This is a genomic window from Parabacteroides sp. AF19-14 (genome assembly GCF_003635485.1).
Classification (GTDB): Bacteria; Bacteroidota; Bacteroidia; order Bacteroidales; family Tannerellaceae; genus Parabacteroides; species Parabacteroides distasonis.
In genome coordinates, this window is record NZ_QTMJ01000039.1 from 398 (window position 1) to 10,869 (window position 10,472).

Sequence of the window (10,472 nt, forward strand, 5' to 3'; positions counted from 1 at the left end):
CTATTTTCAGGAATAGAATAAATGTTCCGATTACAAACAATTTAAGTCGGAGATAATTTGTCCTTGTGAAAAAATACTGAATTTTATACCTCTGAAATCCAGCACTTTGTAAAATTGAGTGTTGGATTTTTTATTTTCTGCCGCGTTTTTTGCCAATTATATTCATGTGCGCACGCAGAAAACAAAGTGTAATTTTCAAAATTGACAGAACCATGAATTATTTCTTGCTGGCGGAAACCGACTTTTTCCGCCTGATAAACGAAGCCGGCGACTGCAATATGGAAACGGCATACACGGCTTTCGCCACCCAAGTGATCGAACTGTGCAACGGCGGCATGGACATGAACCTTACCGTCATCGCGCTTGCCTACATCGAAATCGAGTTGCAGCACCATCCCGTACGTAATCTGTCAGAAGAAAAAAGAGAGATTGCCGCCTACGTCAGCAAGGCTCTGTCTTTCGTAAGAAAGATGCAGAAATTCCTTGCCACGCCCCAAGTGCCACCACTAATATCCGCCAACAACGCAACAGAAACCACCGCCAGCCTTCTTCAATGGACGGGCAATGCCATCGACCTCGTGGAACTTATCTACGGCATAGACGTGATGGGCTGCATCAACAACGGCAATATGCCGCTCAAACAGCTCGCCCCACTTCTCTATAAGATATTCGGGGTTGATTCTAAAGACTGCTACCGCTTCTACACTGATATCAAACGCCGGAAGAACGAAAGCCGCACCTACTTCCTTGACAAAATGCAGGAAAAACTGAACGAGAAGATGCTCCGTGACGAAGAGATGGAGCGTATGAGAAGATAGACTAAGAATCCCTAAAGAATAACGGGCGGAGCAAGTTTGATACTTTGTTCCGCCCGCTTTCATTGCCTCACGTCAGCCCGGTTATTTCTGCTGTAACAGGTGTTTCAGATTGTCGTCGTTGGCAATCCGCTCCAGTTCCTCCTGAACAATCTGCTTGACTTCCTCCTTGATGCGCCTGTAATTCGCCTGCACCGTTTCCTTCATGTGGTCGTTGCCATCCTCGTCCGTGAAGTCGGTAATGACGGGTATCTTCTTGTAGGCTTTTTCCTCGCGTTTCACCTTCTCTGCATCCACGACAATCTCGCAGTGAAAAATCTTCTGTTCAATGCGCTCGTTGAAGTTATCGGACACAGAACCGACAAACATTCCCTGCGTCAAGCCGGAAATCTTGCTGGGCGGGATAAGCGCGTCCATCTGCGTATTGATAGAGGTGGAAACGTCCTGCCGGTTGATGGAAATGGACTGCCGTTTCTGCAAGACCTTTCCGAAGCGTTCGGATAGCGTCTTGGCGGTTTCACCCACCACCTGCCCGGAGAAGATATTACCGACGGTGTTCATCACGACTTTAGCTTCCTTATCGCCATAGTCGCGCACCAACTGGCTGAAATCCTGAAAGCCCAGACACACGGCAACCTTGTTGCTTCGTGCGGTGGCAATAAGGTTGTCCAGCCCCTTGAAATATATCGTCGGTAGTTCATCTATAATGACCGACGACTTCAGCATCCCCTTCTTGTTGATGAGCTTTACGATACGGGAGTTATACAGACCGAGAGCCGCACCATAAATATTCTGACGGTCGGGATTGTTACCCACGCACAGGATTTTCGGCTCTTCGGGATTGTTGATATCCAGCGTAAACTCGCTGTCCGACATTACCCAATAGAGTTGCGGGGAAATCATGCGCGAGAGCGGAATTTTCGCCGATGCTATCTGCCCTTGAAGCTGCTCAGCCGCCCCACCGAGCCAAGCATCCATGAATGGTGAGAGGTAGTTTTCAAGTTCGGGATATGAAGAAAGAATCGGGAAAATATCCTCGTAACGGCGGTTCAGGAACTCAATGGCATGGGGAAACGTGCAATACTTACCACCCTTATAGATTTTGAGATACCATATAATACTGGCAAACAAGATAATAGGTGATTCCACGAAGAAGTCACCCTGCTTCTGCACCCACGTTTTATTGAGATTGAGCATAATCGTGTACGCACTCTCGTAAGCGTCTGTAATATCCTCCATGAAATCCGGGTGAATGGGATTGCACCGATGAGAGCGTCGCGGGTCGTCGAAGTTGATCACATAGAACTTCGGCTTTACCTTGTAGCCGTCCGGGTGGTTCAGCAAATGGTTGTAGGCAATAGTAGATAGGTCGGGATACTTGAAATCGTAGATGTATTGACTAAAGCCCTTTTCAATCTGTTGCTTGATAAAATTGTTTACCACGGCATAGGACTTGCCGCTGCCCGGCGTACCCAACACGATGGACGCACGGAAGGGATTAACTACATTGATCCAACCGTTGTTCCAGCGTTTCCTGTAATAGAAACGTGTCGGCAGATTGACCGAATACTCACTTTCTATGAGCCGTGTTTCCTGCATGAAACTCTCGTTCTCGTTGTTGAATACATCGTCCATGAGGTTGTGCTTCAACAGGCGGCTCATCCACAGACCACCCATCAACAGGCAGACATAGCCCGTTCCAATGGTAAGGACATACAGTCCCGTCACCGCTTCAAGCGGCAGCGGCAGGGGCAGCAACCACCAGTTCAGGAAAAACAGCACGAACCCGACGGCAAATGCTGTCCAGATTCTCCCCCAAGTGATTTTCTCACCCTTGACACCCTTCGTACCCAGACAGGACAAGGCAAGCAAAAGGACGGAAAACAGCTTCGTGTAGAGAATGGAATGGAACAGCCCCGCCGTGCGGTCGAAGTTCAGAAGGATTTTGTCCACCACGCCGATGTTCACGCCCCACAGCCGGATGGCTTCGTAGCAGAACCAGTACACGTTCATGACCACTAAAATGATACTCACGGCACGCAGAAAATCCATGATTTTCGCCAATGCCCTCAAATCGTCTTCTTGTTGTGACATACATTGATTTTTTAATTGTTGATACTCTGATTACATACCCAAGCCCTTGCGTTTTTTCTTCTTTTTGCGCTTCATCGCCCGGATGAAGGCTTCCTCTTCAGCGTCCACTGCCGGACCTTCGGGGGCAAACAGGTTCATGCCGCTGGAATGGCTTTCGTATTCCCCTCCGGAATATCCTTGCCTGTTCTCCAGTTCCTCCACCGGAACGGAGAGCGGAATCGGCGGCTGTCCGGCATAAGGCAGCGTGAAGTGTTCCTGCAAGGCGTTGGCAGAAAGTTCCTTGCCCATGCGTGAGCCGTTTAACACGCAGCCCGTGCGGTGGTCGATGAACGTGGCTCCATAGATGCGCCCTTCCTCCGTGTAGCGTAGCACGGTGTCGATGCCCTTCCTTTTGAGCGTGGCAACAAACTTCTCCTTGTCATACGTGCCTTCCAGCACGGAAAAGACGGTGCGTTTCGTCATGTCAGCAAGTTTCCTGTCCTTAATCTCCTGCTTGGAACGGGCAAACTTCTTCTGTACGGCTTCATAGCCGACGGACTTCCCGAACAGTGAGGACTTGAAAGGATTACCGACCTTGTTACCCTTATCGTCCGTGACGGAATAGACCAGCCCGTGATACTCACGTCCGCGCACATTGCCATGCGCTTCCTCCACCGTCATATTATATAAGGAAAGAAGGGCGCGGTATTCGCCCATCGTCTGAAACTTGTATCTGCGGTTCAGTTCTCTAATCAGATTCCCCGCCTGCTTCTTCACGTCGCCCGCAGAAGCGTCCACTTTGCGCAGCGGCGTATCAAGACGGCGGTTCTTGCGTTCCGCGTCGTGCAGCCCGTATTTCCGTTCCAGTTCGCGTGTTATCTGCTTGCTCCGGTAAAAGTTATTCCGGGTGTCTATGCTCCTGCCTTCCTCGTCCACCCTGACCGTCACAATATGCAGATGGTGGCGGTCGATGTCCTCATGCTTGAAAACGAGATACGGCTGGTTGCCGAACCCCATCTTCTCCAGATACTCCCGTGCGATGTCCTGAAGTTCTGTGTCCGTCAAAATATCGTCGGGATGCGGATTGAGCGAGATATGCACCACCGGTTTCTTCACCTTCGACCGCACGGGCATCAGAGCGAGAAAGTCCTCCATAGCCCGGTGGATATCCACCGTCCCCGAACCGTCATTGTAGATGCGGTTGGTTGTCAGAAGCCGCCCTTTCGCCTCGTTGATCTTTTCCCCGTTGTAGGCAAGTGCGCCGTACAACGAGTTTCCTACACTGATTTTTGCGACCATTTTTCCTGCATCTCTCTTGAAAGTTCCACAATCCGGCGGCTCAGTTTCACGAGTTCGACGGTCTGTTGCTCCAGCTTGTAGAGCAACGCCATCGCCTTTTTCTCGGAAAAATGCAGCCTCAGTTCCTTCACGACTTGGTTGTAGTTCGTGCCTATCGCGCGGAACTGCGCATGAAAATCGGACAGTTTGGTGTAGTAATCCACCAGCGTCTTGTCCACTTTCAGCACTTTGAACGGCTGCCCGAAGAAGTGCGCTTTCAGGAAGACCGACTTGGCGTAAACGCCCGACTTCTCGAACATGGAGAGGAAACGGTTGTGTTCCTCCTCGCTGAAACGGACGGTGTAGCGGAACACCGCCGGATCGAGTTTGGGATTTCTCCCGCCTTTGTTTCTTCTTTTTTCACTCATATTACTTTGGATTTAGCGGTTTGACGGCATAAGCCGCCGCTTCGAGGCACAGCACCGCAGGTTTGAGAGGCTTCCCGACTTCGGAGGGTAAGCCCGCCCCCCTGCAAGGGCAAGGCGTTTTCGTGGCTGCTCAAAATATTTTGAGCGGCTGAAAACATACCTTGCTATGTTCAGGTGAACATAAAAATCCGTCGGGGACGGATTGGGGGAATGCCTTTCAAACCCCGGGCTGCGCCACCTGCGGCGAACCCTGCCGTTCGGGTGCAAAGTTACGCCCTTAACGCGGTATCGGACAGAGGCTTGACCCGGACAATCAGTGCCAACCGGCGCAACGTGCTGCCACTTGCCGGAGAAGTGATACAGATTCAAAAATATCCTTGTTTATTTGCAGCATGATTCAAGAAACGAACGATTTGAAGATATGGAAAAAGGAACTTTCAGATACCCGGCAAACCGCTTCGGCGGATATTTGCCAAACCGAATATCCGAACCGTCGGATACCCGGTTTTCCAGTGACGTGGTGATTCACGGATTCAATGACTTCATGACGCAATGCCGTCATTCACCGGTTATCCGAATCCCGGCTTCGCCATTGAAGCGGATACGTGACGGACCGCCCGGATAATGATTCACGGACGCGGATATGTATGTCACCGCTTCCGTACAGGAACAGGAAAACAATTTATCAACCATTAAAAGCAATAGAACCATGAGTAATGAAATCTTCGTTGCATTCGCAACACAAAAGGGAGGTATTGGAAAATCGACCGTCACGGCTCTTGCCGCCAGCTACCTCCACAACGTGCAAGGTCACAATGTCGCCGTCATAGATTGCGACGCCCCGCAACACAGCATCCACGGACTGCGTGAACGTGAAACGAAACTTATCGACGAGAGCCTCTATTTCAAGGCACTCGCGTGTGACCACTTCCGCAAAATAAAAAAGAACGCCTATCCGGTCATTGCAAGCGACGCCCTCAACGCCCTTGACGATGCCGAAAGGATGCTTGCCGAAGAAGATGCGAAACCGGACATCGTGTTCTTCGATATGCCGGGAACGCTGAAAAGCAACGGTGTGGTAAAGACCCTCTCACAGATGGATTACATCTTCGCGCCCATGAGTGCCGACCGCTTTGTCGTGGAAAGCACCCTGCAATTCGCCGTGATGTTCCGTGACAACCTCATGACGACGGGGCAGGCGAAAACAAAAGGGCTGTACCTGTTCTGGACGATGGTGGACGGCAGGGAGAAGAACGGGCTGTACGACCTGTATGAAGATGTGATTGCCGAAATGGGGTTGTCGGTGTTGTCCACCCGCCTGCCCGACAGCAAGAAGTTCCGGCGTGACCTCTCGGAAGAGCGCAAGAGCGTATTCCGCTCTACCATCTTCCCGATGGATGTGTCCCTTCTGAAAGGGAGCGGTATCCGTGAGTTCTCGGAAGAAATCAGCCGTATCATCAAACCTCAATGAGCATGGGCAGCAGGAAAGTGAACACCGAAGGCATTGACGAGGAACTGTTGATAGCCTCCATCGGCAGGCGCAAGCAGGACGGGACTCTGTACCGCGCACAGGAGCCGCCCGTGCCTGCCCCCGAAGAAGAGAGCGTCCCGGAAACGGAACCACCGCCCACGGCATCCCCGTCAAGGGAGAAGGTGCAGAAAGACATCGCCCGCCGCAAACGGCAAGAGGACGACTATTCCGGTCTGTTCCTCCGCCGCAACGAGATAAAGACACGCCAGTGCGTCTATATCAGCCGGGACGTACACAGCAAGATTCTTAAAATCGTGAATGACATCGCCGGACGGGAAATCTCGGTAGGCGGCTACGTGGACACCGTGCTGCGCCAACATCTGGAACAGCACAAGGAGAAAATAAACGAACTGTACAAGAAACAACGTGAAGACTTAATTTGAATATGAACACCTTTGGTCGTGTTCTTGAAAGTCTTGGTCTTACTGTTCTTGGCAGAAGAATAAGCCACGACGAAAGTAGCCTTACTGACATCAATTCCAACGTAGGTCATAGTCTTAACAATTTATTGAGACAACATCTATACATCTTGAACCACCATTGCGAATGCGGGGTCAAAAGCCCATTGAACTATCCGGTTTCTGATGTAAAAGTGTGGGGGCAGAACATATTCTACGGTCTTTTTGACTAATGGATACTCGGTCTTATTCCACACTTTGATGTTGAATGTTTATGCAAAAGTATAAAGAGTAAATAATATACAATGGATATGAATCAGGAAAAGAATCAGAAAAACAGAAGTCCGCACCATGACGGCGGAGGTTTGCTTGCCCAAGTGCAGGCGAGTGTGGAAATCCTGTCGCCCGTGCCGGTAGGCGGCAAATGCAGAGAAAAGGACTATGAACGGCTTTTCATCCGTGAACCCGAAGTAAAGGCACGCGAGGGGAAGATGGCATACGTGCGCCCGGAGTATCACGACCGCATCATGCGCATAACCCGTGTAATCGGGCATGACAGGCTTTCGCTGTCCGCCTACATCGACCATGTGCTTACACACCACTTCAACCAGTGCGAAGAGGCGATAAAGAGCCTTTACGCCCGGAATTACGACGCAGTATTTTAATCATCAAAAAGAAAAAGAAATGAGAAGAAAAAAGAATGATTATCGTGCCTTCCTGAAAAAATCAGGTTTCAAGGCAAGGGAAGGGAAACAAGTGTCCATCAGCAAAGAGACCCATGACAAGGTTGCCATGATTGTCCGCTGGCTGGGTGATGGTGAAGTCACAATGGCCGACTTCACTGAGAACGTGGTAAGCGAGTTTCTCCGTACACACCGTGACGAACTGAACCGTATGTTAAACGCAGTCCCCAGAGTAGAATTATGAACATGACTGACATTCTCCTGACCGTATCGGTCGGCTGCAACCTGTGGTTCCTGTTCCTGCTGCTCTACGACCGCATCATGGAAACGAGATTCGTCCGCTTCCTTAAAGGCATTGCCGGGTTTTGGCGGTCATTGGGCGGCACGGAGGTGAAGCAGGAAACGGCACGGGAAACACCTCCCGGAGAAACATCGGACATCATCGGCAGGAGCCATTTCAAGATGGCATCAACCCGGACAACCGCTGCCATACTGACGCAAGAAGCCGCCACTTCGAAAAAAGGCATTGAGCTGTCGGAGGAAGAGGCTACTTTTGACGATGGAAACACGGAAACCGTGTCCCACCCGGCACAAGTCCCGGAGGAAAAACTCGATGAAACCTTCACGAGCATCCCGCCTTCGGAACTGGAGTTCGGGGAGGATGAACCGGAGGACGGAACGCCCGACACACCGAGAGCTACGGGAAGCAGTTTTGACGAGATAGACGATGCGGTCAGGGCAGCCAAGAACCCGGAAGCGACAACGGCAGAACGGGAACGTGCGGCAAAGGTCTTCTCCGATATGGAAGGAACGGAACTGTACGAGAAACTGATGTCCGGCTCGACGGAACTGAGCATCCGTATCAAGGGGCTTATCGAAGTCCGGCTGAAGAAGCCGAAAAAGGAATTTACCGTACCCGACAACATTGACGAGTTCAATATCCGGGACTATGTATAACGGCTAAAAAAGAGTGGAAATGAAAACGTAAGACGGCATCACACCATGCGCACGGCAGTACAAGGTACAGCCAACCCGCAACGGACACACCCAAGTCCGTGGAAACAAACGGGCAACCACTAAACCAAAGTAAAGTAATCAAGTATCAACCGCCCGAAAAAGGACTATCCACCCTTTGGACGGCACAAAAAGAACAGTTTATGAATAAGAACATCAGACAAAAGTTCATCATCTCTGCGGCACTTATGATTGCCGCAACCGCCTCCGCATTTGCGCAGGGAAACGGCATCGCAGGCATCAACGAAGCCACCTCTATGGTGAGTTCGTATTTTGACCCCGGCACGAAACTTATCTATGCCATCGGCGCGGTGGTCGGTCTTATCGGAGGCGTAAAAGTCTATGGCAAGTTTTCATCCGGCGACCCGGATACCTCGAAAACCGCAGCCTCGTGGTTCGGCGCATGTATTTTTTTAATTGTAGCTGCGACTATCCTGCGCTCATTCTTCCTTTAATAAACAATGTATGGCTGAATACCCGATAAACAAGGGTATCGGTCGTCCGGTCGAGTTCAAGGGTCTAAAGGCTCAGTACCTCTTCATCTTCTGCGGAGGCCTGCTGGCACTCTTCATCCTGTTCGTCATCCTCTATATGGTCGGCATCGACCAGTGGATATGTATCGGCTTCGGCGCGGCATCGTCTTCCGTCCTCGTATGGCAGACCTTCGCGCTGAACGCCCGGTACGGCGAACACGGGCTTATGAAATTAGGAGCTATAAGGAGCCATCCCCGATACCTTATCAACCGGCGGCGGATCACCCGATTATTCAAACGGCAACGAAAGGAAGAAACGACATGAGAAATACATCCAAAATGACAACACTGGAAAACAAGTTCCCCCTGCTGGCTGTGGAACATGGCTGCATCATTTCCAAAGACGCCGACATCACGGTGGCTTTTGAGGTGGAACTGCCGGAGCTTTATACCGTGACGGGCGCGGAGTACGAGGCGATACACGGCTGCTGGTGCAAGGCTATCAAGGTACTGCCGGACTTCTGCGTCGTGCATAAGCAGGACTGGTTCATCAAGGAACGCTACAAGCCGGAGTTACAGAAAGACGACATGAGTTTCTTGAGCCGTTCATTTGAACGACACTTCAACGAGCGTCCGTACCTGAAACACTCCTGCTACCTCTACCTGACCAAGACGACAAAGGAGCGTAACCGGATGCAGAGCAATTTCAGCACGCTGTGCCGTGGGCATATCATCCCGAAGGAGCTGGACAAGGAAACCGCCGGGAAGTTCATGGAGGCCGCTGAACAGTTCGAGCGCATCATGAACGACAGCGGCTTCGTGAGACTCCGCCGCCTCTCCATCGATGAGATTGTCGGGACGGAGAAGTCCGCCGGGCTGATAGAGCGTTACTTCTCGCTCATGCCTGAAGGCGACACGACCTTGCAGGACATCGACCTCTCGGCAAAGGAAATGCGCATCGGCGACAACCGCCTGTGCCTGCACACCCTCTCCGACGCGGAGGATATGCCCGGAAAGGTGGCTACCGACATCCGCTACGAGAAACTCTCCACCGACCGCTCGGACTGCCGTCTCTCCTTCGCCTCACCCGTGGGGCTGCTGCTCTCCTGCAACCACATCTACAACCAGTATGTGATTATCGACAACAGCGAGGAAAATTTACAGAAGTTCGAGAAGTCCGCGAGGAATATGCAGTCGCTATCCCGATACAGCCGGAGCAACAGCATCAACCGCGAGTGGATAGACCAGTACCTGAACGAAGCCCATTCCTACGGGCTGACATCGGTACGGGCGCACTTCAACGTCATGGCGTGGAGCGATGACACGGAGGAACTGAAACATATCAAGAACGACGTGGGCAGCCAGCTGGCGAGCATGGAGTGCGTGCCGCGCCACAACACCATCGACTGCCCGACGCTCTACTGGGCGGCGATGCCCGGCAACGCGGCGGACTTCCCGGCGGAAGAGAGTTTCCACACCTTCATCGAGCAGGCTGTGTGCCTCTTTACGGAGGAAACTAACTACCGCAGTTCGCTATCGCCCTTCGGTATCAAGATGGTGGACAGGCTAACGGGAAAGCCGCTGCACCTCGACATCTCTGACCTGCCGATGAAGCGGGGCATCACCACCAACCGTAATAATACCCTATATTTTTGCCGTTTTTATATTGTTTGAATTTATATATAAATAGCTGATATTTAGAGATTGTTAGGAAAATGATTTGGCTTTTGATTTGCTATTTTTTCCGATAATCTCTATTTTTGTATGCAAATCGTATGT

12 protein-coding genes and 2 pseudogenes are annotated in these 10,472 nt (G+C 51.2%); 10 read left to right on the forward strand and 4 right to left on the reverse strand.

Annotated elements, in window-relative coordinates; all coding sequences use genetic code 11:
- Positions 1-212: 212 nt before the first annotated feature.
- On the forward strand, positions 213-818 hold the full coding sequence (locus DWX33_RS21690) for an RteC domain-containing protein (RefSeq protein WP_032543186.1): 606 nt from the start codon (positions 213-215) through the stop codon (positions 816-818).
- Positions 819-899: 81 nt separating this feature from the next.
- Here DWX33_RS21690 and mobC read toward each other — a convergent pair whose 3' ends face one another.
- From mobC to mobA, 3 genes are read right to left on the reverse strand one after another with little or no spacing between them, the layout of a single operon-like run.
- On the reverse strand, positions 900-2,909 hold the full coding sequence (mobC, locus tag DWX33_RS21695) for a conjugal transfer protein MobC (RefSeq protein WP_032543187.1): 2,010 nt from the start codon (positions 2,907-2,909) through the stop codon (positions 900-902).
- A 30-nt stretch (positions 2,910-2,939) separates the two neighbouring features.
- Positions 2,940-4,187 carry a conjugal transfer protein MobB gene (mobB, locus tag DWX33_RS21700; protein WP_032543188.1) on the reverse strand — a complete coding sequence of 416 codons (1,248 nt, stop codon included), beginning with the start codon at positions 4,185-4,187 and terminating at the stop codon, positions 2,940-2,942.
- Complete coding sequence (mobA, locus tag DWX33_RS21705) at positions 4,166-4,594, reverse strand: conjugal transfer protein MobA (RefSeq protein ID WP_005809224.1); 429 nt, start codon at positions 4,592-4,594, stop codon at positions 4,166-4,168. Before mobA ends, mobB begins: the two co-directional genes overlap by 22 nt.
- 421 nt (positions 4,595-5,015) lie before the next feature.
- On the opposite strand from mobA, the gene DWX33_RS21715 reads away from it, so the two are divergent.
- From DWX33_RS21715 to DWX33_RS21725, 3 genes are all read left to right on the forward strand, one after another.
- Entirely contained in the window at positions 5,016-5,219 is a 204-nt protein-coding gene (locus DWX33_RS21715; RefSeq protein ID WP_032538122.1) for a hypothetical protein, read from the forward strand.
- Between the two features lie 84 nt (positions 5,220-5,303).
- Entirely contained in the window at positions 5,304-6,065 is a 762-nt protein-coding gene (locus tag DWX33_RS21720) for a ParA family protein (protein WP_005809222.1), read from the forward strand.
- Positions 6,066-6,067: 2 nt separating this feature from the next.
- A complete protein-coding gene (locus tag DWX33_RS21725; RefSeq protein WP_032538179.1) occupies positions 6,068-6,508 on the forward strand; it encodes a DUF3408 domain-containing protein in 441 nt (146 codons plus the stop codon).
- A gap of 2 nt (positions 6,509-6,510) precedes the next feature.
- Here DWX33_RS21725 and DWX33_RS22985 read toward each other — a convergent pair.
- Positions 6,511-6,618: pseudogene (locus DWX33_RS22985) on the reverse strand (IS110 family transposase); the annotation flags it as partial.
- Positions 6,619-6,834: 216 nt separating this feature from the next.
- Between DWX33_RS22985 and DWX33_RS21735 the strand changes: the two are divergent.
- The 6 genes and pseudogenes from DWX33_RS21735 to DWX33_RS21760 all read left to right on the forward strand — a co-directional run.
- Positions 6,835-7,188 (forward strand): DUF3408 domain-containing protein, encoded by a 354-nt coding sequence (locus DWX33_RS21735; RefSeq protein ID WP_005809216.1) that lies wholly within the window; start codon positions 6,835-6,837, stop codon positions 7,186-7,188.
- A complete protein-coding gene (locus DWX33_RS21740) occupies positions 7,169-7,450 on the forward strand; it encodes a DUF3408 domain-containing protein (protein WP_255419346.1) in 282 nt (93 codons plus the stop codon). Before DWX33_RS21735 ends, DWX33_RS21740 begins: the two co-directional genes overlap by 20 nt.
- On the forward strand, positions 7,447-8,163 hold the full coding sequence (locus DWX33_RS21745) for a hypothetical protein (RefSeq protein WP_005809212.1): 717 nt from the start codon (positions 7,447-7,449) through the stop codon (positions 8,161-8,163). The genes DWX33_RS21740 and DWX33_RS21745 overlap by 4 nt, the downstream gene beginning before the upstream one ends.
- A gap of 200 nt (positions 8,164-8,363) precedes the next feature.
- Positions 8,364-8,675 carry a DUF4134 domain-containing protein gene (locus tag DWX33_RS21750; RefSeq protein ID WP_005809211.1) on the forward strand — a complete coding sequence of 104 codons (312 nt, stop codon included), beginning with the start codon at positions 8,364-8,366 and terminating at the stop codon, positions 8,673-8,675.
- Positions 8,676-8,685: 10 nt separating this feature from the next.
- The gene (locus DWX33_RS21755) at positions 8,686-9,018 is read left to right on the forward strand and encodes a DUF4133 domain-containing protein (protein ID WP_005809208.1); all 333 of its coding nucleotides are present in this window, start codon (positions 8,686-8,688) and stop codon (positions 9,016-9,018) included.
- Positions 9,015-10,331 (forward strand): annotated as a pseudogene (locus tag DWX33_RS21760) (TraG family conjugative transposon ATPase); the annotation flags it as partial. The gene DWX33_RS21755 and the pseudogene DWX33_RS21760, both read left to right, overlap by 4 nt.
- Between the last annotated feature and the right edge of the window lie 141 nt (positions 10,332-10,472).

Bases quoted from the DNA above. Each gene is read 5' to 3' on its own strand.
- mobC (WP_032543187.1), bottom strand. From the start codon at position 2,909: ATGTCACAACAAGAAGACGATTTGAGGGCATTGGCGAAAATCATGGAT.
- DWX33_RS21690 (WP_032543186.1), top strand. From the start codon at position 213: ATGAATTATTTCTTGCTGGCGGAAACCGACTTTTTCCGCCTGATAAAC.
- DWX33_RS21735 (WP_005809216.1), top strand. From the start codon at position 6,835: ATGAATCAGGAAAAGAATCAGAAAAACAGAAGTCCGCACCATGACGGC.
- mobB (WP_032543188.1), bottom strand. From the start codon at position 4,187: ATGGTCGCAAAAATCAGTGTAGGAAACTCGTTGTACGGCGCACTTGCC.
- DWX33_RS21745 (WP_005809212.1), top strand. From the start codon at position 7,447: ATGAACATGACTGACATTCTCCTGACCGTATCGGTCGGCTGCAACCTG.
- DWX33_RS21755 (WP_005809208.1), top strand. From the start codon at position 8,686: ATGGCTGAATACCCGATAAACAAGGGTATCGGTCGTCCGGTCGAGTTC.
- DWX33_RS21715 (WP_032538122.1), top strand. From the start codon at position 5,016: ATGGAAAAAGGAACTTTCAGATACCCGGCAAACCGCTTCGGCGGATAT.
- mobA (WP_005809224.1), bottom strand. From the start codon at position 4,594: ATGAGTGAAAAAAGAAGAAACAAAGGCGGGAGAAATCCCAAACTCGAT.
- DWX33_RS21720 (WP_005809222.1), top strand. From the start codon at position 5,304: ATGAGTAATGAAATCTTCGTTGCATTCGCAACACAAAAGGGAGGTATT.
- DWX33_RS21750 (WP_005809211.1), top strand. From the start codon at position 8,364: ATGAATAAGAACATCAGACAAAAGTTCATCATCTCTGCGGCACTTATG.
- DWX33_RS21725 (WP_032538179.1), top strand. From the start codon at position 6,068: ATGGGCAGCAGGAAAGTGAACACCGAAGGCATTGACGAGGAACTGTTG.